The organism is Rhodococcus sp. PAE-6 (genome assembly GCF_025290685.1).
Lineage (GTDB): Bacteria > Actinomycetota > Actinomycetes > Mycobacteriales > Mycobacteriaceae > Rhodococcus > Rhodococcus pyridinivorans.
Genome location: NZ_JAOCLZ010000002.1, coordinates 57188 through 82942, shown reverse-complemented (window position 1 = coordinate 82942; position 25755 = coordinate 57188). Strand labels below are relative to the sequence as shown.

The 25755-nt window shown below is 68.5% G+C and carries 22 protein-coding genes; 11 read left to right on the top strand and 11 right to left on the bottom strand.

The genetic code is table 11. From position 1 onward, the window contains the following. The 6 genes from NVV99_RS04880 (at window position 1) to NVV99_RS04855 (ending at window position 6720) form a co-directional block, all read left to right on the top strand. Window positions 1-363, top strand: a complete 363-nt coding sequence (locus tag NVV99_RS04880; protein ID WP_024102880.1) for a hypothetical protein — start codon at window positions 1-3, stop codon at window positions 361-363. 178 nt (window positions 364-541) lie between these two features. Then, the gene (gene kstD / locus NVV99_RS04875) at window positions 542-2254 is read left to right on the top strand and encodes a 3-oxosteroid 1-dehydrogenase (RefSeq protein WP_024102879.1); all 1713 of its coding nucleotides are present in this window, start codon (window positions 542-544) and stop codon (window positions 2252-2254) included. A 40-nt stretch (window positions 2255-2294) separates the two neighbouring features. Next, the gene (locus tag NVV99_RS04870) at window positions 2295-3155 is read left to right on the top strand and encodes a MaoC/PaaZ C-terminal domain-containing protein (RefSeq protein ID WP_006550454.1); all 861 of its coding nucleotides are present in this window, start codon (window positions 2295-2297) and stop codon (window positions 3153-3155) included. A 34-nt stretch (window positions 3156-3189) separates the two neighbouring features. Further along, on the top strand, window positions 3190-4935 hold the full coding sequence (locus NVV99_RS04865; RefSeq protein ID WP_024102878.1) for a cholesterol oxidase substrate-binding domain-containing protein: 1746 nt from the start codon (window positions 3190-3192) through the stop codon (window positions 4933-4935). 61 nt (window positions 4936-4996) lie between these two features. Next, window positions 4997-6055: a S9 family peptidase gene (locus NVV99_RS04860; protein ID WP_228044839.1), complete on the top strand. Its 1059-nt coding sequence runs from the start codon at window positions 4997-4999 to the stop codon at window positions 6053-6055. 50 nt (window positions 6056-6105) lie between these two features. Beyond that, a complete protein-coding gene (locus NVV99_RS04855; RefSeq protein ID WP_019290163.1) occupies window positions 6106-6720 on the top strand; it encodes a flavodoxin family protein in 615 nt (204 codons plus the stop codon). A 27-nt stretch (window positions 6721-6747) separates the two neighbouring features. On the opposite strand, the gene NVV99_RS04850 is transcribed toward NVV99_RS04855, so the two are convergent. The 10 genes from NVV99_RS04850 to NVV99_RS04805 all read right to left on the bottom strand — a co-directional run bounded on the left by NVV99_RS04850 (window position 6748) and on the right by NVV99_RS04805 (window position 18083). Further along, window positions 6748-7536, bottom strand: coding sequence for an ABC transporter permease (locus NVV99_RS04850; RefSeq protein ID WP_170318477.1), 789 nt, complete (start codon window positions 7534-7536; stop codon window positions 6748-6750). A gap of 11 nt (window positions 7537-7547) precedes the next feature. Then, window positions 7548-8525, bottom strand: coding sequence for a daunorubicin resistance protein DrrA family ABC transporter ATP-binding protein (locus NVV99_RS04845; protein WP_024102877.1), 978 nt, complete (start codon window positions 8523-8525; stop codon window positions 7548-7550). A gap of 94 nt (window positions 8526-8619) precedes the next feature. Continuing rightward, window positions 8620-9456 carry a mycofactocin-coupled SDR family oxidoreductase gene (locus NVV99_RS04840; RefSeq protein ID WP_024102876.1) on the bottom strand — a complete coding sequence of 279 codons (837 nt, stop codon included), beginning with the start codon at window positions 9454-9456 and terminating at the stop codon, window positions 8620-8622. Window positions 9457-9571: 115 nt separating this feature from the next. After that, window positions 9572-10978, bottom strand: coding sequence for a DUF2252 domain-containing protein (locus NVV99_RS04835; RefSeq protein WP_024102875.1), 1407 nt, complete (start codon window positions 10976-10978; stop codon window positions 9572-9574). Window positions 10979-11057: 79 nt separating this feature from the next. Then, entirely contained in the window at window positions 11058-12227 is a 1170-nt protein-coding gene (locus NVV99_RS04830) for a lipid-transfer protein (RefSeq protein ID WP_024102874.1), read from the bottom strand. Further along, complete coding sequence (locus tag NVV99_RS04825) at window positions 12224-12628, bottom strand: MaoC family dehydratase (RefSeq protein ID WP_024102873.1); 405 nt, start codon at window positions 12626-12628, stop codon at window positions 12224-12226. Before NVV99_RS04825 ends, NVV99_RS04830 begins: the two co-directional genes overlap by 4 nt. Continuing rightward, entirely contained in the window at window positions 12625-13644 is a 1020-nt protein-coding gene (locus tag NVV99_RS04820) for a bifunctional MaoC family dehydratase N-terminal/OB-fold nucleic acid binding domain-containing protein (RefSeq protein WP_041803544.1), read from the bottom strand. The genes NVV99_RS04825 and NVV99_RS04820 overlap by 4 nt, the downstream gene beginning before the upstream one ends. A 44-nt stretch (window positions 13645-13688) precedes the next feature. Next, entirely contained in the window at window positions 13689-14840 is a 1152-nt protein-coding gene (locus NVV99_RS04815) for an acyl-CoA dehydrogenase family protein (RefSeq protein WP_024102871.1), read from the bottom strand. Beyond that, window positions 14825-15868, bottom strand: coding sequence for an acyl-CoA dehydrogenase family protein (locus NVV99_RS04810; RefSeq protein ID WP_024102870.1), 1044 nt, complete (start codon window positions 15866-15868; stop codon window positions 14825-14827). The genes NVV99_RS04815 and NVV99_RS04810 overlap by 16 nt, the downstream gene beginning before the upstream one ends. Window positions 15869-15935: 67 nt before the next feature. Next, on the bottom strand, window positions 15936-18083 hold the full coding sequence (locus tag NVV99_RS04805) for an acyl-CoA dehydrogenase (protein WP_024102869.1): 2148 nt from the start codon (window positions 18081-18083) through the stop codon (window positions 15936-15938). 89 nt (window positions 18084-18172) lie between these two features. Here NVV99_RS04805 and kstR point away from each other — a divergent pair, with 89 nt between their 5' ends. Both kstR and otsB read left to right on the top strand, forming a co-directional pair. Further along, window positions 18173-18832 carry a cholesterol catabolism transcriptional regulator KstR gene (gene kstR / locus NVV99_RS04800; protein WP_006550468.1) on the top strand — a complete coding sequence of 220 codons (660 nt, stop codon included), beginning with the start codon at window positions 18173-18175 and terminating at the stop codon, window positions 18830-18832. 161 nt (window positions 18833-18993) lie between these two features. Then, window positions 18994-21570, top strand: a complete 2577-nt coding sequence (otsB, locus tag NVV99_RS04795) for a trehalose-phosphatase (RefSeq protein WP_024102868.1) — start codon at window positions 18994-18996, stop codon at window positions 21568-21570. A 21-nt stretch (window positions 21571-21591) separates the two neighbouring features. On the opposite strand, the gene NVV99_RS04790 is transcribed toward otsB, so the two are convergent. Then, window positions 21592-22698 carry a LacI family DNA-binding transcriptional regulator gene (locus tag NVV99_RS04790; protein WP_024102867.1) on the bottom strand — a complete coding sequence of 369 codons (1107 nt, stop codon included), beginning with the start codon at window positions 22696-22698 and terminating at the stop codon, window positions 21592-21594. 169 nt (window positions 22699-22867) lie between these two features. Between NVV99_RS04790 and NVV99_RS04785 the strand changes: the two genes are divergently transcribed. The 3 genes from NVV99_RS04785 to NVV99_RS04775 are packed head-to-tail and all read left to right on the top strand — an operon-like array spanning window position 22868 to window position 25700. Continuing rightward, the gene (locus NVV99_RS04785) at window positions 22868-23929 is read left to right on the top strand and encodes a metal ABC transporter solute-binding protein, Zn/Mn family (protein ID WP_024102866.1); all 1062 of its coding nucleotides are present in this window, start codon (window positions 22868-22870) and stop codon (window positions 23927-23929) included. A 26-nt stretch (window positions 23930-23955) separates the two neighbouring features. Then, the gene (locus NVV99_RS04780) at window positions 23956-24819 is read left to right on the top strand and encodes a metal ABC transporter ATP-binding protein (protein WP_006550472.1); all 864 of its coding nucleotides are present in this window, start codon (window positions 23956-23958) and stop codon (window positions 24817-24819) included. Then, the gene (locus NVV99_RS04775) at window positions 24816-25700 is read left to right on the top strand and encodes a metal ABC transporter permease (protein ID WP_006550474.1); all 885 of its coding nucleotides are present in this window, start codon (window positions 24816-24818) and stop codon (window positions 25698-25700) included. The genes NVV99_RS04780 and NVV99_RS04775 overlap by 4 nt, the downstream gene beginning before the upstream one ends. The last annotated feature ends 55 nt before the right edge of the window (window positions 25701-25755 follow it).

Genomic DNA, 25755 nt, shown 5'->3' with positions numbered 1-25755 from the left:
ATGAGTGCCTCGACCCGGCGGAGCAGATGGGCGAAGTCCCCGGACTTCTCCCAGTGGCCCGAGCGGGCCGAGGCCGTCGCCGCCCAGACCGCGATCGACAAGATCAACTATCTGGATTCGGGTCAGCACGAGGTGCAGTGCCGCGAGTGCGGCACCTGCGTGCTGGTGCGCAAGAACAGCCTGTCGCACACGAGCGTGCAGTGGCAGGAGGATCCGGACACCGTGTGCCCGACCTTCCGCGAGACCGGCCCGCTCCGAGGCTCGTCCATCACACCGCGCGAAGGGTGTCCGCGGCTCCGGGAGAGCATCGACCGGGCCGTGCTCGACGGCACCCTTCCCGTACCGGACGGATCACCCACCTGACCGATTCCGACCCCGATCGACCCCGCGACGGCACCGTCCCTATCGGACGGTGCCGTCGCTCGTCGTCGGCCGGCGATATCGCGTTCCAGTGTCGGCGTCACCGCGTCTTCGCTTCACGTCCAGGACTCTTCGCATTCGGGGATGGACTCGGCACCGCCATTTCTATAACGTGTTCTACATGACGAAGCAGGAGTACGACATCGTTGTCGTCGGCAGCGGTGCCGGCGGAATGACCGCCGCCCTCACCGCAGCCCGCAAGGGCGCCGACGTGGTCCTGATCGAGAAGGCGTCGCGCTACGGCGGGTCGAGCGCCCGATCGGGCGGCGGTGTGTGGATTCCCAACAACGAGGCGCTGAAGTCCGCCGGGGTGGACGACACCCCCGAAGAAGCCCGGAAGTACCTCCACAGCATCATCGGCGACGGCGTACCTGCCGAGAAGATCGACACCTACATCGATCGCGGACCGGAGATGCTCTCCTTCGTCCTGAAGAACAGCGCCCTCGAACTGCAATGGGTACCGGGCTATTCCGACTACTACCCCGAGGCGCCGGGCGGACGTCCCAGTGGCCGTTCGGTCGAACCGACGCCCTTCGACGGCCGCCGTCTCGGCGAGGATCTCGCTCTCCTCGAACCCGACTACGCCCGAGCTCCCAAGAACTTCGTCATCACCCAGGCCGACTACAAGTGGCTGAACCTGCTCATGCGGAATCCGCGCGGACCGGTTCGCGCCATGCGGGTCGGCGCTCGGTTCGTCTGGGCGAACATCACCAAGAAGCACCTGCTCGTCCGAGGCCAGGCGCTCATGGCCGGGCTGCGGATCGGTCTGCGCGACGCCGGTGTGCCCCTGCTACTGGAGACGGCGCTCACCGACCTTGTCGTCGAGGACGGGGTCGTGCGCGGCGTCGAGGTGGTCGCGAACGGCGAGAAGTGCGTTATCCGTGCCCGCAAGGGCGTGATCCTCGCAAGCGGCGGTTTCGAGCACAACGCCGAGATGCGGGCGCAGTACCAGCGTCAGCCGATCGGCACCGAGTGGACCGTGGGCGCGAAGGCGAACACCGGAGACGGCATCCGCGCCGGACAGAAGCTGGGCGCCGCAGTCGATTTCATGGACGATGCCTGGTGGGGACCGTCCTTCACTCTCACCGGCGGCCCGTGGTTCGCACTGTCGGAACGCAGCCTCCCCGGGTGCCTCATGGTCAACGCCGCAGGCAAGCGTTTCGTCAACGAGTCGGCGCCCTACGTCGAAGCGACGCATGCGATGTACGGCGGCAAGCACGGCCGCGGAGAGGGACCGGGCGAGAACATCCCCAGCTGGCTGATCCTCGATCAGCGCTACCGCGACCGCTACACCTTCGCCGGCATCACCCCCCGCACTCCCTTCCCCCGCCGGTGGCTCGAGGCCGGGGTGCTCGTCAAGGCCGGTTCCGTCGCCGAACTCGCCGAGAAGATCGGGGTACCGGCCGACGCCCTCACCGAGACGGTGCAGCGGTTCAACGGCTTCGCCCGGGCCGGCAAGGACGAGGACTTCGGCCGCGGCGAATCCCACTACGACCACTACTACGGGGATCCGCGCAACAAGCCGAATCCGAGCCTCGGCGTGGTCGACAAGGCCCCGTTCTACGCGTTCAAGGTGGTCCCCGGCGATCTCGGCACCAAGGGCGGGCTCGTCACCGATGTCCATGGCCGGGTGGTGCGCGAGGACGGCAGCGTGATCGACGGCCTGTACGCGACCGGTAACGCCAGCTCCCCGGTCATGGGTCACACCTACGCCGGGCCCGGCGCCACCATCGGACCGGCGATGACCTTCGGCTATCTCGCGGCCCTGGACATCCTGGACCGCACGCGTGACGAACGTGCCGAAGAGCTGCGAGAATCCGCCGACACCGTGTGACCCGATCGACTCGCGTTCGAGCCGTAGAAAGGAAGTACCCGTGCCCATCGATCCCTCGGTTGCCGTCGGAGCCGAACTGCCCGCTCAGGAGTTCGAGTGGAGCAGCACCGATGTCCAGCTCTACAACCTCGGCATCGGTGCCGGGTCCCATCCCACCGACGCGGGTGAACTGCGTTACCTCCGGGACAGGGGTCCCCAGGTACTCCCCACCTTCGCGACCGTCGCCGCGACCTTCCACCAGGTCGAGCCGCCGAAGGTCTCGTTCCCCGGGATCGAGATCGATCTCGCCAAGGTCGTCCACGGCAGCCAGGAGGTGACCGTGCACGCGCCCATCCCCGCTTCGGGCAAGGGCCGCACGGTCACCCGCATCGCCGAGGTGTGGGACAAGGGCAAGGCCGCGGTCGTCGTGCAGGAATCGGTGACCGAGGATCTCGACGGCAATCCCCTGTGGACCGCGCGGTCGTCGATCTTCGCCCGCGGTGAGGGTGGTTTCGGCGGCGAGCGCGGCCCGTCGGAGTCGGTGGAGTATCCCGATCGTGAACCGGACGCCGAGTTCGACGTGCCGACCCTTCCACAGCAGGCACTGCTCTACCGCCTGTGCGGCGACCGCAATCCCCTCCACTCCGATCCCGAGTTCGCATCCGCGGCGGGCTTCCCGGCACCAATTCTGCACGGGCTGTGCACCTACGGCATCGTGTGCAAGGCGGTGACCGACGGTCTGCTCGACGCCGACGCATCGCGCGTGAAGGGATTCCGCGCCCGGTTCGCCGGTGTGGTCTTCCCCGGCGAGACCCTCCGGGTGCGCGTGTGGAACGACGGCGACCGCAAACTCGTGACCGTCTCCGTCATCGAACGCGATCTCGCCCCTGCCCTGGCCGACGTGGTACTCACCGTGGCGTGATCGCCACGCCCTCCCGAAAGAGCGACATTCGAACATGACACTTCGTGATTCGTCGCCGCGCCTGTCGCGGCGCGGTTTCCTCGCGGCCGGCGCCGGTGCGTTGGCGGTCTCCGCCCTCGGTGGATGGACCCCGGTACATGCCGTCCCCTCCGGGTCCGCGGCCTCGACGCTCCCCACTCCCCCGGTGTTCCCCGACGGCATCGATCTCTACCAGCAGGCGTACCAGAACTGGTCCAAGGAGATCATGCTGGACGCCATCTGGACCTGCGCGCCTCGCACCCCCGACGACGTGGTGCGCCTGGTGAACTGGGCGCACGAGAACGGATACACCATCCGTCCGCGCGGGGCCATGCACGGCTGGACACCGCTGACGATCGTCAACGGCGCACCCGTCGACCGGGTGATCCTCGCCGACACCATGCTCCATCTCGACTGGGTCCAGGTGAACCCCGGAGGCTCCCCCGCGACCGTCACGGCAGGTCCCGGCGCGACGCTCGACGTCATCACCACTGCATTGCAGGACCACGGTCTCGGACTCGCGAATCTTCCTGCGCCCGGCGTGTTGTCGATCGCCGGGGCGCTCGCCGTCAACGCGCACGGCGCCGCCCTGCCCGCCAACGGTGAATCCACCCTCCCCGGTCACACCTTCGGGTCGCTGAGCAATCTCGTGACCGAACTGACCGCCGTCGTGTGGGACGGCAGCGCCTACGCACTGCGTACCTTCACCCGCGCCGATCCCGAGATCACCCCGCTGCTCACGCATCTCGGCCGGACGTTCATCACGTCCGTCACGTTGCAGGCCGGACCGAACTATCGCATGCGCTGCCAGTCCTTCACCGACATCACCTGGCAGGAACTGTTCTCCCCCGCCGGTTCGCCGGGTCGGACCTTCGAGTCGTTCGTCGATTCGGCGGGGCGGGCCGAGGCGATCTGGTATCCGTTCACGGAACGTCCGTGGATGAAGGTGTGGTCGCTCGCACCGGAGAAGCCGGCCACCTCGCGCGAGGTGACCGGGCCGTACAACTACCCGTTCTCCGACAACGTGCCCGAACCGATCACCGACCTGCTGGGGCACATCACGGCCGGGAACACTTCGATCGCACCGGCTTTCGGTCAGACCTATTACGGCGTGACCGTGGCCGGTCTCGCAGCGACGGGATCGTCCGACATCTGGGGCTGGTCGAAGGATCTGCAGTTCTACATCAAGGCGACCACCCTGCGACTGACCGAGGGGGGCGGTGCGGTGCTCACGAACCGCGCCAACATCGCCAACGTGATCCACGACTTCGCGCACTGGTTCTCCGAGCGCATCGAGCACTACCGCAGCCTGGGACAGTTCCCTCTCAACGGTCCGGTCGAAATCCGGTGCTGCGGACTGGATCGGCCGGAGGACGTCCTCGTCCCGTCGGCGGGACCGCCGACGATCGCGTCGACCCGCCCGCGTCCCGACCACCCGGAATGGGACACCGCCATCTGGCTCAACGTTCTCGGTGTCCCGGGAACTCCCGGCATGTTCGCCTTCTACCGGGAGATGGAGCAGTGGATGCGGCAGCGGTACAACGGAAGCGACTCGACCTTCCGGCCGGAATGGTCGAAGGGCTGGGCGTTCGGTCCCGACCTGCCGTACACCGACGAGCAGATCCTGACGCAGGGCCTGCCCGACACCTACCGGGAAGGTGTTCCCTCGGACGAGAACTGGGATTCGGCTCGCGCGGTCTACAACCGTCTCGATCCGCATCGGGTCTTCAGCAACACCTTCATCGACACCCTACTCCCCTGATCTCCCACGGGCGTCCTCGCTCACCACGGGCACAGCGCAGTCCTTTGCTAGGGTTCGCACCATGCGGAACGTGCGAAGGTGGATCGGTGCTGCTGCTGTGCCCGTGCTGGTTCTCGCGGGAGGTGTGACACTCGCGGGAACCGCGGTGGCCCTTCCCGACACGGGTTCGGTCGCCGTGTCGAACGGCACCGACGCCCCGGTGACCTTCGAGGCCGACGGCACCACCTTCCACGGCAGCCTCCGCAACCCGGACGGAGCCGCGGTGGCCGCCGCACTGCTGCTCCCGGGCAGCGGCACCACCGATCGCAACGGCAACCAGCCCGGCTGGGCGGCCGACACCCTGGTGCGCACCGCGGACGCACTCGCCGCCCACGGCATCGCGAGCCTGCGCTTCGACAAGATCGGGGCCGGTGAGACGGGCCTCGGGTCCTACACGGTCGAGACCATCGGCGAGTACGGCTTCACCGAGCAGGTCGACCACGCCGAAGCCGCGGTGCGTCTGCTCGCTGAACACACCGGAGTCTCCCCCGAGGAGATCCTCGTCCTCGGACACAGCGAGGGTGCACTGACCGCGCTCGCACTCGCCGATCGCGGTATCGGAAGCGGCTTCGCACTTCTCGCTCCGCTGCCGATGCGCTACCTGGACCTGCTGACCGCCCAGCTGAATGCCGTGGTGGATTCCGGACAGCTCGGCCCCGACGGCGAGGCGGTCCGGGCCGACCTGCCGCGTGCCGTCGAGTCGCTGCGGACGACCGGGGCCTTCCCCACCGATCTGCACCCGATCCTCGCGCAGTTCGGCATGAACCCCGCGAACGCGAAGTTCCTCTTCGAGTCCGACCAGCTCGACCCGGTTGAGCTCGCCGCGGAGCTGGCGGCCGACACCCCGGTGCTGCTCACCTGTTCCGACAAGGACCTGAACATCAACTGCGCGCAGGTCGAGCCGCTGCGAAACGCCCTCGCCCACACCGACCTGCAGTTCGAGCACTTCACCACCGCCAACCACAGTCTCGAGGAACTCGGCCCGCTGCAGCCCGGCCCGGCCGACCAGGTGGCACTGCTGCCCACCTCGTTCGAGTTCTCGGCGGCGATCGACAGTTGGGCGGCCGCACGCGGTCGCTGACTGTCGTGTTGTAGGTGATTGTCGTGGTGTAACTCGGGTATCCCGGGCACATGACAGCACTGCACGCCGTGGCCCTGAACTGCACGCTCAAGCCGTCCCCCGCCGAGTCCAGCACCGACAAGATGGTGGCGCACGTGTTCGACGCACTGTCGAAGCACGACGTCAGCGTCGAAACCGTCCGGGTCGTCGACTTCGACGTCAAGCCCGGTGTCGAAGCCGACATGGGCGATGGGGATCAATGGCCGGAGATCGTCGAGCGCATCGTCTCGGCCGACATCCTGCTCGTCGCCACACCGACCTGGGTGGGACACATGTCGAGCGTCGCCCAGCGCGTCCTCGAGCGGCTCGATGCCGAACTGTCGAACACCGACGACGAGAACCGTCCACGCATGGTGGGCAAGGTCGGGATCGCCGCAGTCGTCGGCAACGAGGACGGCGCGCACAAGATCGTCGCCGACCTGTTCCAGAGCCTCAACGACATCGGTTTCTCGATCCCTGCGCAGGGCTCGACCTACTGGAACGGCGAGGCGATGTCGGGCACCGACTTCAAGGATCTCGACGAGATCCCCGAAGCGGTGCGCTCGACCACCGAATCCGTCGCCCGCAACGCCGTGCACCTGGCGACGCTGTTGCGTCAGCGCCAGTACGCGCCCTACCCGGGATGAACCCACCCGCCGGCCGGACGCCGACGGTCAGCGGCTGACGGCCTTCTGGTACCTGCGGATCGCGAACGGCACGAACACGATCAGCATCAACGCTGTCCACATCAGCGACGCGAGGACCGGATTCTGCAGGGGCCACACGTCGGGGGGCGGCACCATGGGATTGGTGTTGCCGAACAGTTCGCGGACCGCCTGCGTGACGGCCGAGATGGGATTCCACTCGGCGATGACGCGCAGCACCGTCGGCATCGACGACGGGTCGACGAACGTGTTGGCGATGAACGACAGCGGGAAGATCACCATGAAGCTCGCGTTGTTGAAGACCTCGGGCGTGCGGATCCACATGCCGATCACGGCCATCACCCACGACAGGGCGTAGGCGAACAACAACAGCAACAGGTAGCCGGCGAGCGCCTCACCGACCGAGGTGTTGATCCGCCACCCCACGAGAAGACCGGTCAACGACATCACCACGAGGCTGAGCACATTGATCAGCACGTCGGTGCTGGTGCGTCCGATGAGCACCGCGGACGGGGCCATCGGCAGCGACCGGAACCGGTCGATGATGCCCTTCTGCAGGTCTTCGACCATCCCGAGGCCTGTCCAGGTGGATCCGAAGATGACCGTCTGGGTGAAGATGCCTGCGATGAGGAACTCCCGGTACGAGACGCCGGGAACGTCGATCGCGCTGCCGAAGACGTATGCGAAGAGCAGCACGAACATGATCGGCGACAGCGTCGTGAAGACCAGCAGATCCGGCACACGCTTGATCTTGATCATGTTGCGCTTGGCAATGGTCAGGCCGTCGGATGCGACCATCTCGAGTGTGTTCACGACACCGCCTCCTCGACCTTCTCGTCCGTGCCGCGACCGGTGAGCGTGAGGAACACGTCGTCGAGGGTCGGTTTCCGCAGTGCGACGTCGGAGACCCGGATGCCCGCGGCCGACAGCTTCCCGAGCGCCGTCACGAGCCCGTCGGTTCCGCCGCCCGAGTCGCCGCTGACCGGCACGGTGATGCGGCCGGTACTGCGCTCGACCCTGACCTCCCCGGACGCCACCGATTCGAGCTCGCGAACCGCGCGGTCGCGCTGATCGGAGTCGGTCACGGCGAGTTCGATGCGTTCGCCACCGACGCGGCTCTTGAGCTCGTCGGCCGTGCCGCGGGCGATGACCGTGCCCCGATCGATCACGACGATGTCGTCGGCGAGGCGTTCGGCCTCGTCCATGTACTGCGTCGTCAGCAGCAGCGTCGTGCCGCGTTGCACGAGGGTGTCGATGACGTCCCACAACCCGAGGCGGGCCCGCGGATCGAGACCCGTCGTGGGTTCGTCGAGGAACAGCACCGGAGGATCGGCGACGAGCGCACCGGCGAGGTCGAGGCGGCGTCGCATACCGCCCGAATAACCCTTGACCGGGCGATCGCCCGCTTCTTCGAGATCGAACTGTTCGAGCAACTCGCGTGCCCGGAGGCGACTGCGTTTGGCGCCGAGGTGGTACAGCCGGCCGACCATCTCGAGGTTCTCGAAGCCTGTGAGATACTCGTCGACCGCCGCGTACTGCCCCGATGCTCCGATCCTGGAGCGGAGCTTTCGCGCCTCGGTGAGGACGTCGTATCCCGCCACTTCGGCGCGACCGGCATCGGGGACGAGCAGTGTCGTCAACACCCGCACCGTGGTGGTCTTTCCGGCCCCATTGGGCCCGAGCAGCGCGGTGACCGTCCCCTCCGGCACTCGCAGATCTACCCCGTCGAGCGCTCTGAGCTGCCCGTATGTCTTGATCAGTCCTTCTGCAACTATGGCGTCGGCCATCAGTTTCTCCCCTGACTGTGGTGGTGAGCACAGTGTGCACGAAGAGACCGACACGGTTCGACGGGTTTTCTCATCGCTCCGCCGGGAGGATCGCTCAGCCCGTCACCCGGGCGGCGTTGCCGGCGTCGATCGGCAGCACGGTGCCGGAAATGTGTGCGGACGCCTCGTCGGCGAAGAACAGAACCGCACGGGTGACCTCGGCCGGGTCGAGCCACGGCACCGGTTGTGCGTGCAGGGAGGTGAACACCGGAGCGACATCGTCGGCGGTCGGATGTTCGAGGTCGGGCCGCAGCATCCCGTAGAGCGCGTCGTTGTGGATCATCGGCGTGGAGATGTTGCCCGGGGCGACGGCGTTGACGGTGATGCCGTTCTGCGCGAGGTCCAGGGCCGCGCTCTTCGTCAGGCCGATCACGCCCCACTTCGACGCCGCATACGCGGCCATGTTGGTGTTGCCCGCTCGGCCGAGCATCGACGACACCGTGACGATACGACCGTAGCCGCGTTCGATCATCCCCGGCGTGACCGCGGCGACGGTGTTGAACACCCCGGTGAGATTGGATGCGATCGCTTCGTCCCACATCTCCTGCGGCATGCGGTACACCGGTGCCGCGACCGACACCCCGGCATTGGCGACCGCGATGTCGATCCGCCCGAGTTCGGCGTGGGCACGAGCCACCAGCGCGTCCATCGCCGGACGGTCGGCGGTGTCGAGTGTCTCAGAGACGGCGCGGCGACCGGTCGCCTCGACGAGTTGCACCGTCTCCGCGAGGTCCTCCTCGGTCGCCAGCGGATATCCCACCACCGGTGAGTCGGAACACCGGTCGCAGACGACCACGTCGGCGCCTGCCTCGGCGAATGCGACGGCATGCGAGCGTCCTTGGCCCCGCGCCGCTCCCGTCACGAATGCGACCCTGCCCTCGAAACCCATCATGACGTCCTTCCGTCGGCGCGTGATCGCCTCCCTTGTACCGCGCCGAGCGAAAGGACGGATGGGTGATTCCCGGACAGCGGACATGCCCGGGGAGCAGGCACGAATCAGACGGGGATCAGAGCCCGGTCCGGGCCTTCACCCGTCCCTGTTCGATGGCGTCGTGCAGCGCCTGCAGGTCGCGTTCGTTGCGGTCCGCGTAGGCCACCGCGAACGACGAGACCGCCTCGTCGAACTCCTCGTCCGTGCCGAGATAGGCCGCCAGTGCGATCCGGTCGCCGGCCCGCGCATGGGCGAAGGCGAGGACTCGGCCGCAGAGTCGGCCGTAGAGCTTCAGGCCCTTGGGCACCATCTCCTCGATCACCGCCGAACCCTTGCCGTTGCGGAGCTGACGGATATAGAAATCCCGGTTCACCCCGTCGGCCCCGGCGCCCTGCTGCCAGCCGAGGAAGATGTCGCTCGCCGACTGCATCAGCCGCTGACCGTTGACGACCCGTTCGCCCTCGTTCCGGAAGGTCGGACCGTCGACGTAGTACGACAGCACCGAACGCTGGGCCTCCTTCGCCTGCAGGAACAACGGATCGTCGTCGTCCGCACCGCGCAGCAGGAGGATCCACGCCCGCGTGCCGACACTGCCCACTCCGACGACCTTCCGCGCGGCCTGGACCAGTTCGAACTGTTCGAGGAGGACTCGGCGGTCCCACTGTAGTGTCGCCCGGTACGAATGGACACGGCCGTACAACTCGTCGTAGATCGCCTCGGCGTCGAGGTCGGCGAAGACCTCTTCGACGGGCACGATGAGCGGCGGATCGCTGATGATCCGGCGGTGACCGTCGATGATGGTGGTCAGCTTCTCCAGTGCCTGGAGGCTGTCGCGGCGCGAGGCCTTGTCGAGCGCTTTCCGCGTGCGTTTCTCCATCTTCGCATCCAGCAGGCCACCCAACCCCGCTATCTCGGTCGTGGGATCGAGGTGGGAGTACCGCACGGCCAGATTTCCGAGTTGCGCTTGCCTACAGATCGTCTCGCGGTACTCTGCGGCACATGCCCGGGTGATCTTCCGGCGTTCCTTCGCGGTGAACCCGTTGTCGCGACCGGCGATCTCGAGGCTTGCGACCAGGCGCTTGACGTCCCATTCGAACGGCCCCGGATAGGTTTCGTCGAAGTCGTTGACGTCGAAGGCCGTTCTCCGTTCCGGAGTCGCGAACAGGCCGAAATTGCTCGCGTGGGCGTCGCCGCACAGCTGTGTGTGCAGACCACTGTCGGATGTGCGCGACAGATCGTCGGCCATCACCAGTGCAGCACCGCGGAAGAACGCGAACGCCGACGTCGCCATGCGGCCGTACCGGACCGGAACGAGCTGGGGGACGCGCGACTGCGCCTGACTCTCGAGCAGCGCGATCGGATCCCGGGACGACTCCCCGAGATCGGCCAGCGACTCGACGGGAGTGCCCCTCCGAGCGGCGAGACCGTTCTGGACCCGCTGTTCGCGAGTCGGATGCACGACATGTCCGTCCGTGACCGACATGGGTCCTCCCACGGGGATATCACCGGAGTGTGGGCCTTCATAGTAGGCAGGCCTGCGGTCCCCTGGGAGGGAAACGGCGTCAGGACCGCGACAGCACCAGCGCTGAGGTCGGAACTCCTGTTCCTGCCGTGATCAGGACGTGGTCGACGTCGTCGACCTGGTTGACGGCCGTGCCGCGGATCTGCCGTACGCCCTCCGCGATGCCGTTCATGCCGTGGATGTAGGCCTCGCCCAGCTGACCGCCGTGCGTGTTGATCGGTAGCCGTCCGCCCACCTGGATGCCGTCGGCGACGAAGTCCTTGGCCTCACCGCGGCCGCAGAAACCGAGTTCTTCGAGTTGCATGAGCACGTACGGGGTGAAGTGGTCGTAGAGCACGGCCGTGGCGATGTCCTGCGGCCCGATGCCCGCCTGCTCCCACAACTGGTCGCCGACGATGCCCATCTCCGGCAGGCCTGTGAGCCCGTCCCGGTAGTAGCTGGTCATGATGTACTGATCGGGTCCGCTCCCCTGCGCCGCGGCCGCGATCATCGCCGGGGTCTGCTTCAGGTCCTTCGCCCGCTCGGCGCTGGTGACGACGATCGCGACGCCGCCGTCCGATTCCTGGCAGCAGTCGAGCAGGTGCAGCGGCTCGGCGATCCACCGCGAGTTCTGGTGGTCCTCGAGCGTGATCGGCTTGCCGTGGAAGAACGCCTTCGGATTCGTGGCGGCGTGCGCCCGATCCGCGACCGCCACGGCGCCGAAGTCGGCGCTCGTCGCACCGGAGACGTGCATGTAGCGTTGCGCGACCATCGCGACGAACGAGGCCGGTGTGCTCAGCCCGTGCGGGTAGGAGAACGCGTTGTCGGTACCCGACGAATTCACCTGCGCGGCAAGGGCAGTGTTGACCTGCCCGTACCGCGCGCCGGACCGCTCGTTGAACGCCCGGTACGCGACCACCACGTCGGCCACGCCGGTCGCGACGGCCATCGCCGCCTGCTGCACCGTCGCGCACGCCGCACCGCCGCCGTAGTGGATGCGGGAGAAGAACTTCAGGTGCGGAATGCCCACCGAACGGGCCACGGCCACTTCGGTGTTGGTGTCCATCGTGAACGAGACCAGACCGTCGACGTCGGCCGGGGTCAGTCCCGCGTCGTCGAGGGCGGCGCACACCGCTTCGGCCGCGAGGCGGAGTTCGCTGCGGCCGGAGTCCTTCGAGAAGTCGGTCGCGCCGATGCCGACGATCGCCGCTGCACCCGACAGGCCGCTCATGCGGTGCCTCCGATCACGAAAGTGGCTGTGGCCGTGATGTGTTTGCCCAGACTGTTGGTGCCGGTGATGTCGACGGTGACCAGTCCGTCCTCGACGGACGCGACGGTGCCCGAGAGGGTCAGGGTGTCGTAGGCGTACAAGGGCACACCCAGTCTCAGCGAGATCGACTTCACCACCGCGCGGGGGCCGGCCCAGTCGGTGACGTAGCGCTGCACGAGGCCGGTGTCGGTGAGGATGTTGACGAAGATGTCCTTCGATCCGCGCTGCTGTGCCTTGTCGCGGTCGTGGTGCACGTCCTGGAAGTCGCGTGTGGCCAGGGCCGTCGACACGATGAAGGTGGGATCGGCGTGGATCTCGAGGGAGGGCAGGCTCTCGCCCGTCGTGACGGTCGGGGTGCTCACACGTCCTCCTCGATCGGCTTCCAGGCGTACAGCGTCCACGGCTGCCCGCCGGTCTCGTCGTCGCCGGGGAAGTCGAGGAAGGTGACCTCGACCGGCATCCCGATGCGTACCTGTCCAGGGTCGACGTCGCGGAGTTCACCGAGCATCCGGACACCCTCGTCGAGTTCGACGAGCGCGACGACGAAGGGCACCTGCCGCCCCGGCACCTTGGGCGCGTGGTGGACGACGAAGCTGAACACCGTTCCGCGACCGGAGGATACGACGTAGTCGGTGGTTTCCGACTTGTCGAGCCAGAGCGCCGGGACGGGTGGGTGCTGCAGGGTGCCGTCGGGGCGTCGCTGGATGCGCAGTTCGTGGGTGGCCACGCCGTCCCAGAAGAATTGCGTGTCGCGGGAGACGGACGGGCGGAGCATCCGCGTGGGGTCGAGATCGTCGGGTACCGCGGATGTGGGCCGGTCTTCCGACGTCTCCGCGCGCTCGTCCTTCGACGGCGGTGCGAACTTCAGGATGCGGAAGAGCATCTCGGCGACGACCTCGTCGCCGACCTTCCACAGGTTGCGGGTGGTGAAGAACCATCCCTCTCCGAGCCCGGTCCGCTTCGGGCCGACGACGTCCTCGAGGGTGGATTCGATCGTCACCTGCTCGCCGTGGCGCAGGTAGCGGTGGTAGATCTGGTCGCAGTTGGTGGCGACCACCGAGGTGTAGCCGGCGTCGTCGAGGATCTGCGTCATCCGGCCGAGCGGGTCGTCCTTCTCGCGTTCGGCGCCGAGGCCGCGCATCGTCCACACCTGCGCCATCGCGGGCGGGGCCACGAGACCACCGTGACCGGCTGCGATCGCCGCGGTCTCGTCGGTGTAGATCGGGTTGTCGTCGCCGATCGCCTCGAGCCAGTTGCGGATCATCGGCATGTTCACCGGATCGCGGCCGGGTCGCGGCGCGGACGGGCCGTCGCCGCGGACCTTCTCGGCCGCCTGCCGGATCTCCTCGGGGATCCTCCCCCGAGCATCTCGTGTCACCGAACCTTGTGTCACCGAATCTCGTGTCACCGAATTCTCCTGCCTCACCGCGGGACCCGCGGCATGCCCAGACCGGCGGTGGCGATCAGTTCGCGCATCACCTCGTTGACGCCACCGCCGAAGGTGATGACGACATTGCGTTTGGCCATCATGTCGAGCCAGCGGAGCAGATCGGCGGTGTCGTCGTCGGCCGGATCGCCGAAGGCACCGACGATCTCCTCGGCGAGGCGCCCGACGCGCTGGATCCGCTCGGTGGCGAACACCTTGGTCGCCGAGGCATCGGCGATGTCGACGGCGTCGTTGCTGCTCGCCGCGACCTGCCAGTTGAGCAGTTCGTTGAGTCGCCAGGTCGCGTGGATCTCGCCGAGTGCGCGTCGCACCTCGGGGCGGTCCCGGAGTTCGTGGGCGCGGACCCATTCGACGAGCCGGTCGTAGATGCCGGCGACGCGACCGGCCGGGCCGAGCATGACGCGTTCGTGGTTGAGTTGGGTGGTGATGAGCTTCCAGCCCTTGTTCTCCTCGCCGACGAGCATCTCGACGGGAACGCGTACGTCGCTGTAGTAGGTGGCGTTGACGTGGTGGGCACCGTCGCACGTGATGATCGGCGTCCAGCTGAAGCCGGGATCCTTGGTGTCGACGATGAGCACGGAGATGCCGCGGTGACGCGAGTCGGCGGGGCCGGTGCGGACGGCGAGCCAGATGTAGTCGGCGTCGTGCCCGCCGGTGGTGAAGATCTTCTGTCCGTTGACGATGTAGTGGTCGCCGTCGCGGACGGCGGTGGTGCGCAGGGCGGCGAGGTCGGTACCGGCCTCGGGTTCGGAGTAGCCGATGGCGAAGTGCACCTCGCCGGCGAGGATGGCGGGCAGGAACTTTCGCTTCTGTTCGTCGGTCCCGTAGACCTGCAGGGTCGGGCCGACGGTCTGCAGGGTGACGCTCGGCAACGGCACGTCGGCGCGGACGGCCTCGTTGGCGAAGATCTGCTGTTCCACGTCGCCGAAGCCGCGGCCGCCGAACTCGACGGGCCAGCCTACGCCGAGCCAACCGTCCTTGCCCATGCGACGCACGACCTCGCGATAGGTGGGGCCGTGCCGCTCCGTGCGCATGATCGCAGCCTCCTCGGGTGAGACGAGGCTGCTGAAGTAGCGCCGCAGTTCGGCTTGCAGTGCGCGCTGGTCGTCGGTCAGTTCGATGAACACCGGGCCCCCACGAGGTCGAGTCGGTACGAGGCGCCGCCGAGCAACCGGGCGAGGTCCTTGGCGGTCGACGAGTACTTGTGCAGCGGATAGGTCTCGTCCACACCCACGCCGCCGTGCAGGTGGTGCAGCACCCGCATGGCCGGCGGCAGTTCGGCGGCGATCCAGTAGGCGGTGATGTCGAGATCGTCCGCGGCGTCGAGACCTTCGGCCAGGCGCCAGACCGACGACAGCGCCGCGACGTGCAGGGTGCGGGCGGTGACGTAGACGTCGGCGATCTGCTGTGCGACGGCCTGGAAGGTCGCGAGCGGCTTGCCGAACTGGTGCCGCTCGCTGACGTGCTTCGCCGTGAGTTCGGTTGCCCCGGAGAGCAGTCCGTCGGCGAAGGCCGCCACGGCGGCGAGCGCGATCCGGTGGAGTGTCGCCACAGCGTCGGTGCCGGATTCGGTGAGCAGGACACCCACGGCGCCGTCGGCGCGCACCGAGAACTCGGGAGAGCCGGTCGAGGTGGGGCTCGAACGCAGGGTCATGCCCACGGCGTCGGGAGCCACCGCGACCACGCCTGCGTCGGTGGGCAGCAGCACCACGCGTGCCCGATCGGCGTAGGGCACGGCGACGAACGAACCGGTGACCGCGTGGCCCCCGTCGGTGGCGACCGCCGTGGCGGCCGGTTGCTCCGGGAAGGCGCGCCCCGGTTCGCCGAGCGCGGCCGTGAGCACGGCTCCTTCGGCGACGCCGGCGAGCAGGTCGTCCTGTTGCTGTTCGGAGGCGAGCGCGAGGATCGGCAGCACGCCCAGGCCGAGGGTGGCCAGGGCCGGGGTCTGCGCGGCTCCGCGTCCGATCTCGGTGAGCACGGTGGCGACCTCGCCGAGCCCGAAGCCCGACCCGCCGAGACGCTCCGGCAGAGCGAGCGAGAGCAGGTCGGCGTCGGCCAGCGCGGCCCACAACGCGTCGTCGGTGAGGCCGCGTTTCAGGAGACCGGCCGCCACACCGGCGATTTCCTCCTGTGTCTCGTCACGTGCGAAGTCCACCGTCACCCACTTTCGAATAGAACGTGTTCTAGTTGTAGCACTCCCCGGCGCCCTGCGGAAGGACCGCTCAATCGCGCGGCAGGCCCAGGAGCCGCTCGGCCGCCACGGTGAGCAGGATCTGCTCGGTTCCGCCGGCGATCGTCAGGCACCGGGTGTTGAGGAACTCCCGGGTGAGCGGACCTTCCACCCAGCCGGCCTCGCCCGCGAGATCCATGGCGAGCTCGGCGGTGTCCTGCCGCTGCCGCACACCGATGAGCTTGCGGACGCTGGACGCGGCGCCCGGATCCTGCCCTTCGAGCTGCGCGAGGGTCGCCCGCAGATCGAGGAGCGAACCGACCGTCGCCTCCCCGATCTGCGTCGCGATGCGGTCCTCGGCGACGGGATCGCCGGGGGTCGACAGTTCGAGCAGTTCCTCGATGCGCGGCCCCAGCGACGATTTGCCCCCCATTGCGACGCGTTCGTTGGCGAGGGTCGTGCGGGCCAGCTTCCAGCCGTCGCCGAGATTGCCCACCACGCAGTCGTCCGGCACGAAGACCGAATCGAGGAAGACCTCGTTGAACAACGCGTCGCCGGTGATCTCGCGCAGCGGCGAGATCGTGATGCCCGCCGACTTCATGTCGACGAGGAAGTAGGTGATGCCCTTGTGCTTGGGGACGTCGCGGTCGGTGCGGGCGAGACAGATCGCCCAGTCCGCCTGCTGTGCGAGCGAGGTCCACACCTTCTGCCCGCGCAGCACCCATCCGCCGTCGGCCTTCTCGGCACTCGTGCGCAGCGCCGCGAGGTCCGAGCCGGCGCCGGGTTCGGAGAACAGCTGACACCAGACCACATCGCCGCGCAGGGTGGGCATCACGAAACGCTCGATCTGCTCGAGTGTTCCGTGTGCGAGGACGGTCGGAATCGCCCACCAGCCGATCACGAGGTCGGGACGTTCGATGCCGGCGGCGGCGAGCTCCTCCTGAACGACGAGCTGTTCGGCGGCGCCGGCTCCGCGACCGTAGGGCGGCGGCCAGTGCGGCGCGAGCAGGCCCGACTCGGCGAGGGCGACACGGCGCTCGGATTCGGGTGCGGCGGCGATCTTCTCGACCTCCGCACGGATCCGCGCGCGTTTCTCCTCGTGATCGGACAGGTCGATACCGAGGTGACGGCGCGCGCCGTCGCGGACCAGGGTCGTCAGCCGCGAGCGCCACGCGGTGGAACCGCCGAGCACCTGGCGGGTGGCGACCGCACGGCGGAGATAGAAGTGTGCGTCGTGTTCCCATGTGAACCCGATGCCGCCGAGCACCTGGATCGCGTCCTTGGCGGTCTGCACCGCGGCATCGAGTGCGATCGCTGCGGCGGCCGCCGCCGCGATCGGCAGTTCGTCGGGCTGCGCGTCGACGGTGACCGCCGCATCCCAGGCCACGGCCCGGATCTTCTCGGTGCGGCAGAGCATTTCGGCGCAGATGTGTTTGACGGCCTGGAACGAACCGATCGGTTTTCCGAACTGTTCGCGGATCTTCGCGTACTCGACGGCGGTGGTCAGCGCCCAGCCGGCGAGACCGGCCAGCTCCGCGGCGGCGAGGCCGGCGGTCAGGTCGCGCACGAAGCCGGCCGGGACGGTCGCGACGCGATCGGCCGGGACCGTCGCGTCGTCGAGGCGGACGCGGGCCACCGCGCGGGAGGCGTCGATGGTCTCGAGCGGTTCGATGTGCAGACCCGGATCATCGGCCTCGACGAGCGCCCAGCTTTCGACGGCCGGATCACCTTCACCCGCGACACGGACGAGCACGGCGACCCCGGCTTCGGCACCCACGGCCGGTCCGGCCTCACCGCGCAGCAGGAATCCGTCACCCGCCGGCTCCGCGGTCACGGCCGAGTCGAGAGCGAGCGCGGTGGGGACCTCACCCTCGGCGAGCCGTTCCGTCGTCTTGGCGACGGTCTCACCGGCACGGCCGAACACGAGGGCGGCCACGACGGTGGTCAGGATCGGGCCCGGTGCGAGTTCGTAGGCGGCCTGCTCGAGCATGACGGCCAGGTCCACGGTGGTCGCGCCGAGGCCGCCCGCCTCCTCCGGGACGGCGACGCCGAAGACTCCGAGTTCTGCGAGGGAGGACCAGCCGTCGCGCCACGTCGCGTCGCTTGCGCGACGTATCGTCGACATGGGGTCTACGGCACGTGACCAGGCCTGGACAGATGCCTGAACGGCCCGCTGCTCCTCGGTCGTGGCGATACTCACAGCGGTTTCCGCCCTTCCGAATGACATCATTGCTAGAACGTGTTCTAATATGGCACCGATTCAGAGTCAAGGCGTGAGGAAACGAATCTATGGCCACCCCGTCCCGCTCCCGTGCCAACGGACACGGAACTCTGACCGCCCTCACCGAGGACGATCTCAGTTCCAATGCCCAGAAGGAACGGCGCAAGCGGATTCTCGACGCCACCCTGGCGCTCGCGTCGAAGGGTGGTTACGAGGCCGTGCAGATGCGGGCGGTGGCAGAACGCGCGGACGTCGCGGTCGGCACCCTCTACCGATACTTCCCGTCCAAGGTCCACCTGCTGGTCTCCGCCCTCGGCCGTGAATTCGCCCGCATCGAAGGCAAGGGCCGGATCCCACCCGGCCACAGCCCCCTCGAGCGCATGCACCTCATCCTGGGCCTGATCACCAAGGCCATGCAGCGCGATCCCCTGCTCACCGAGGCCATGACACGGGCGTTCATGTTCGCCGACGCTTCCGCCGCCGCCGAGGTCGACCAGGTGGGCACCCTCATGGACCGACTGTTCGCACGGGCCATGAACGACGGCGAGCCCACCGAGGAAGAACTCGCCATCGCACGCGTCATCAGCGACGTGTGGCTGTCGAATCTCGTCGCCTGGCTCACGCGCCGTTCGTCGGCCACCGATGTCGCCCGCCGGCTCGAACTGACGGTGGAGCTGCTGCTCGGCGACGGCTCGCGCGTGCCGAAGACGGTCGCGTCGGAAGCCTGACGGCGCTCGCGTCCGAAGCCCCGCGGCGCTCGCGCCCGAAGCCCCGCGGCGCTCGCGCCCGAAGCCCGACGTCCGATCCGCCGCTTCCTGTAACCGGAAACACGTGGTCGCAATACCCACCGGGTCGGATTCGTGCCCCACTCTGACCTAACGTGGAGCAGGTGAGTGCCCACGATCTTCCGATTGACCTTCGACGTGCTCTGGTGGCTGTCGCGCGGACGCCCCGCCTGCTCGTGGCGACCGACTACGACGGCACCATCTCCCCCATCGTGAGCGATCCCGAGAAGGCCTACCCGCACGACGATGCGGTGCGGGCGCTGCGGGGCCTCGCCGCTCTGCCGTCGACGGCCGCTGCCGTCATCTCGGGACGCGCTCTCAAGGATCTCGCCGCTCTGTCGCGCCTGCCGGTCGAGGTCAAACTCGTCGGCAGCCACGGCTCCGAGTTCGACATCGGATTCGTCCACGAGATCGATCCCGACGCGAGGGACCTCCTCGCCACGATCGTCGAGGGACTGCACTCGGTGGCATCCCGGTTCGACGGCGTGCAGGTGGAGGCCAAGCCCGCGAGCGCCGCGCTGCACGTGCGCAACGCCTCTCCCGCCGATGCCGAGCAGGCCCTCGATCTCGTGCGCAGCGGCCTCGCGCTCCGGCCCGGTGTGCAGGTCACCGAGGGCAAGGCAGTCATCGAGTTGTCCGTGGTGCCCACCGACAAGGGCAAGGCGCTCGACGTCATCCGCCACCAGGAAGCCGCCAGCGCGGCGGTCTTCTTCGGCGACGACGTGACCGACGAGAAGGCCTTCCGTTCGCTGCAGGGCCCGGACGTCGGGGTGAAGATCGGCGACGGCGACACCGCCGCCGAGTACCGCGTCCGCACCAGCGAAGAGGTCATCGCCGCACTCGCGTTCCTGCTCGAGGAACGTCGCACCTGGTTGTCCGGCGCCCACGTCGCGCCGATCGAACGCCTGACCATGCTCGCGAGCCCCCGCTCGAAGGCACTCGTCACCCCCGACGGCACGATCACCTGGCTGTGCCACCCCGAACCCGATTCCGCGGCGGTGTTCGCCCATCTCCTCGGCGGTGACGCAGCCGGTCACTTCACCATCGGCCCGACCCGCCAGGCACTGCCGCTCAGCCAGCGCTACGTCGACTCGACGATGACGGTGGTGACCCGGTGGGCGTCGCTCGCGGTGATCGACTACCTCCCGCACGACGTCGAGGCCGGCCGTACCGACCTCACGCGCGTGATCACCGGGCGCGCGAGCGCGGTGGTGACCTTCGCCCCGCGACCGGAGTTCGGACAGGGACAGGTCACCCTCGAGGTCGAGGACGACGGCATCCGCGTCATGGGCTTCAACGAGCCCTACGTCCTGCGCTCCCCCGGCGTGCGGTGGGACATCACCACGGACGGCGTGCACCAGACGGCCCACGCCGTGGTCGACCCCACCGAGAACGACATCATCCTCGAACTCCGCTGCGGCACCGACGATCTCGATGAGCACCCGGTGCCGGAGGTCGAGCGTCGGGCACAGTCCGAGGCCTACTGGCACACGTGGGCGTCCCAGCTCGAGCTGCCGCCGCTCAAGCCCGATCTCATGAAGCGTTCGGCGCTCACCCTGCGGGGGCTGGTCCACGGTCCGACGGGCTCGATCCTCGCCGCGGCGACCACCTCGCTCCCCGAGGAGATCGGCGGTGTCCGCAACTGGGACTACCGCTACTGCTGGCTGCGCGACGCCGCGCTCACGGCGCAGGCGCTCGTGCGGGTCGGATCCCTCGAGGAGGCCGAGAACTATCTCGACTGGGTCCACCGCGTCCTCGAGACCGTGCCGGGCCCCGAACGTCTGCACCCGCTGTACACGCTCGCCGGCGGACCGCTGCCGCCCGAGGCCGTGATCGACTCGCTTCCCGGATACGCCGGTTCGCGGCCCGTGCGGGTCGGCAACGCGGCGAACCAGCAGGTGCAACTCGACGTCTTCGGCCCGATCGTCGACCTGATCGCCGACCTCGCGCACAGCCGCGAGTCGCGCGGCGTGTCCCACGACCGTGCCCTCACCGACCGGGACTGGGAGCTCGTCTGCTCGATGGTCACCGCAGTCGAACGGCGCTGGTTCGAACCGGACCACGGCATCTGGGAGATCCGCCACGCACCCCGCCACCATGTGTACTCGAAGGTCATGGGGTGGCTGACCGTCGACCGGGCACTGACGCTCGCCGAGAAGTTCGGCCGGACCGCCGGCGAGGGCTGGGCGGTGCTGCGCGACGAGATCGCCGAGGAGGTCACCGAGAAGGGCTGGAACGACGAGGTCCAGTCGTTCACCTCGGCCTACGACGGCACCGATCTCGACGCGGCCACCCTGTTCATCGGCCTCACCGGACTCGTCGACCCGCAGGACGAGCGGTTCCGGGCGACCGTGCAGGCCACCGAACGGGAGTTGCGCAGCGGCGCGACCGTCTACCGCTATCACAGCGACGACGGCCTGCCGGGCGCCGAAGGCGGCTTCCACCTGTGCGCGGCGTGGCTGGTCGCGGCCTACCTGCTGGTCGGGCAGCGCAACGACGCCGAGGCGCTGTTCGCGCAGCTGGTCGCGGCGGCCGGACCGACCGGGCTGCTCAGCGAGGAGTACGACCCCGTCGCGGAGCGTGCGCTGGGCAACCACCCGCAGGCGTACAGTCACATCGGTCTGCTGCGCTGCGCCCAGCTGCTGTCGGGCGCGAAGGCCACGGGCGACCGGCAGCACTGAGCTACGAGCGGGGCCGCTCGGTCACTCGGCGTACCACTCGCTCTCGACCCGACCCGAGGTGGCACCGAACCACAGCTGGGTCCCCAGGGTCTCGAGCGCGGGCACACCGGAGTGCGAGGGGGCGGCGAGGAGCAGTTCGCCTGCGCGCCGCCCCTTGTCCTTCTGCGGTTGCCGCACGGTCGTGAGGCCTTCGCGGATCGCTTCGTCGATGCCGTCGAAGCCGGTGATCGACAGGTGGCCGGGCACGTCGAGACCCATCTGATTGGCCCAGGCGAGAGCGCCGAGCGCGAGCACGTCGGTGGTGCACACGAGCGCGGTGATCCGCGGGTTCATGCGCATGATCTGCGCCGCGGCGGACAGGCCGTCCTCCGCGGTGTGGGTGTAGCGCTCGACGACGGTGAGCGATTCGGGGGCCAGCCCTGCGGCGCTCATGGCGTCCTGGACGCCGCGGATGCGTTCGCGCTGCACGTGGAAGGCGCCGGATTCGAGGGTCGCCAGGTCGACGACCCCGTCGTGCCGTTCGCGGCCGAGGCGCATCGACAACATGCCGATCTGGCGGTGGCCGAGTTCGATGAGGTGGGCGGCGAGATCGCGCATCGCCCGCCGGTCGTCGATGCCCACCACCGGGGTGTTCTCGAGCCCGCGCGGCTGGTCGCACGCGACGATCGGGAGGTGCCGTTCGAGCACGGCAGCGAGATAGGGGTCCTCGGCGGGGACCGAGTAGACGACGAAGCCGTCGACGGACGAGCGGTGCACGACCTGTGCGGCCTCGTCGTCGGTCCGGCCCGGTCCGGCGGGGATGAGCAGTAGTCCCTGTCCGGCCGCTTCGCAGGCCTCGGACAGTCCCGACAGGAAACTCATGGCGGCGGGATCCCGGAAGGAATAGCTCAACGCTTCGGTGAGCAGGACCCCCACGGCTCCTGCCTTGCGGGTGCGCAGCGACCGCGCCATCGGATCCGGGCCGGCATATCCGCGTCGTTTGGCGACTTCGAGGACACGTTCGCGTAGCTCGGCGGACAACTGGTCGGGGCGGTTGTACGCGTTCGAGACCGTGGTGCGGGAGATCTTCAACTCGGCGGCAATCGACGCCAGGGTCGCCTGTCGGCGCGGCTGACGAGACCTGGACATGAGAGGACCGTAGTCCTGTGTCCATGGTCACGACCACCCAGGGATGGTAGGAGGGCTCGGTGTCGTCCGCTAAAGTGGAACGGTAACGGTTACCAATAACGTTTGGGTCGGTCGCTCGGTCGTTCCGGACCCCGTTCGTCGAAGACCGCCGATCCTCAGGAGAAGAACTGTGCGACTGTCCTCCCGCACGGCCCTCGCAGCCGCCGCCGTAGCCTGCGCGACCGCCCTCGCCGCGTGCGGCACCGATACCTCCGGCGCCGACGACGACGAGATCAGCGTCGTCGCCTCCACGAACGTGTGGGGGTCGATCGCACAGGCGGTGGCCGGAGACCGCATCGAGGTCCGCTCGCTCATCACCGAACCGAACGCCGACCCGCACTCCTACGAGGCCAGCCCCCTCGACGCCGCGGCGATCTCCGACGCCTCGCTCGTCGTCTACAACGGCGGTGGCTACGACCAATTCGTCGACGACATCCTCGGCGCCACCGGGGACAAGCCTGCAGTCGTGGAGGCCTTCGCCCTGTTCGAATCCGGCGCGTACTCGGATCTGCACGCCGGACACGATCACGGCGACGAGGACGGCACCGACGACGCCATCGAGAGCGACTCGGAGACAACCGTTTCCGAGGACCACTCGCACGAGAGCGGTGAGCTGTCCGACGCCGGCGACGGGCACTCGCACGAGGGTCACGACCACGGCGGCATCAACGAGCACGTCTGGTACGACCTCGCGACCGCCGACGCCGTCGCGCACGCCGTCGCCGAGCAGCTCGCCGAACTCGACCCCGACGGCGCCGCCGTCTACGAGGCCAACGCCGCGGGCTTCCACGAGAACCTGCACTACGTCGCGGATGTTGTCGACAAGCTCGCCGACACACACGGCGACGCACCCGTCGCCCAGACCGAGACGATCGGCCACTACCTCGTCTCGGCCGCGACGCTCGACGACATCACTCCCCCGGATTTCACCAACGCCATCGAGAACGGCACCGATCCGTCCCCGGCGGCGATCGCGGCGACACGGCAGTTGTTGGTCGACAAGCAGGTTCGCGTCCTGATCTACAACCCGCAGACCGAGGACCGGATCAGCCGCGAGATGCGCACGGCAGCAGAGTCGTCGGGCGTCCCCGTGGTCGAGGTTTTCGAAACCCTGCCCGAAGGTGTCGACTACATTCAGTGGCAGGCCCGGACCGCCGAGACCCTCGCCGCCGCGCTCGAGACCGCCTCCTGACCATCCGATCGAGAACACGGACTCCGGTGACACCTCCTCCATCCGACCGCACGCCCACAGTCGAACTCCGTGATGCCCGGCTGGCATTCGGCGATCGGGTCCTCTGGGACGGACTCGACCTCGTCGTCGAACCCGGCGAGTTCCTGGCGGTGCTCGGACCGAACGGTGCCGGCAAGACGTCGCTGCTCAAGGTGCTGCTCGGCCAGCTCCCGCTCACCTCCGGAACCGCGACCATCGCCGGGCAGGCCGTCCGGACCGGGAACTCGCACGTCGGATACGTGCCGCAGCAGAAGTCTCTCGACGAGGGCGTCCCGCTGCGGGGACGCGATCTCGTAGGCCTCGGCATGGACGGACATCGCTGGGGCACCGGCCTGCGCACGCGCCGGCGGCGCCGCGTCGCGGTCGACGACGCGATCGCTCAGGTCGGCGCAGAGACCTATGCCGGAGCCCCGATCGGCACGCTCTCCGGTGGTGAGCAGCAGCGGCTGCGTATCGCGCAGGCGCTCGTGGGAGATCCGCGCGTACTCCTGTGCGACGAGCCGCTGCTCAGTCTCGATCTCGCCAACCAGCACCTGGTGTCGGCGCTCATCGACCGCCGCCGCCGCGACCACGACACCTCCGTCCTGTTCGTCACCCATGAGATCAATCCGATCCTGCCGCTGGTGGATCGCGTGCTGTACCTCGTCGACGGCCAGTTCCGCATCGGCACCCCCGCCGAGGTGATGACCTCGCAGGTGCTTTCCGAGCTCTACCGCACCGACGTCGAGGTGCTCGAGATGCGCGGCCGCCTGGTGGTCGTCGGCACCGGCGACGCCATCGACGCGCTCGGCAGCGCCGGCGGACTGCGCCCCGGGGAAGGCGTCCACCACGATCACGAGGATCACGAATGAGCAGCAAGTTCACCGACGCCCTCGGGCGGATGTTCGACGTGGAGACCACCGTCGAACTCCTGCAGTACGACTTCGTGCAGCAGGCGCTCGTCGCCGGTGCGATCCTCGGTCTGCTCGCCGGCGTGATCGGCCCGCTGATCATCAGCCGTCAGATGGCGTTCTCCGTCCACGGCACCTCCGAACTGTCGCTCACCGGTGCCGCGGCGGCGCTCATCATCGGGGTCTCCGTCGGGATCGGTGCGGTCGCGGGTGCCGTGATCGCCGCGATCCTCTTCGGGGTCCTGGGGACACGTGCCCGCGAACGCGACTCCGTCATCGGCGTGGTGATGGCCTTCGGACTCGGTCTCGCCGTCCTGCTGCTGTGGGCCTACGACGGACGCACCGGTGCCGCATTCTCGCTGCTCACCGGTCAGATCGTGGCGCCCGGCGGTACCGGCATCGCCCTGCTCGCCGCGTGCGCTGCCGTCGTGATCCTCACGCTGCTGGTGATCTACCGTCCGCTACTGTTCGCCAGCACCGACCCGGAGGTCGCGGCTGCACGCGGCGTCCCGGTGCGCGCATTGTCGATCGTGTTCGCGGTCCTCGTCGGTGTCACCGCCGCACTCGGTGTGCAGATCGTCGGCGCGCTGCTGGTGATGGCACTGCTCATCACCCCGGCCGCCGCGGCGGCCCGGGTGGTCAGCGGGCCGCTCGCCGCCACGGTGCTGTCTGTGGTCTTCGCGGAGATCTCGGCGGTCGGCGGCATCCTGCTCGCGCTGGCGCCGGGCGTGCCGGTCTCGGCGTTCATCACGACGATCGCGTTCGTCATCTACATGATCTGCCGCGTGATCGGCACCGCCCGCAACCGACGTGGTTCCGGGCGGGTCGCCGCAACTGCCTGATTCACGGCCCGTCGGGACGTGATCTTGACGCGCTCCTCGACGTCCGCCCAGTTTC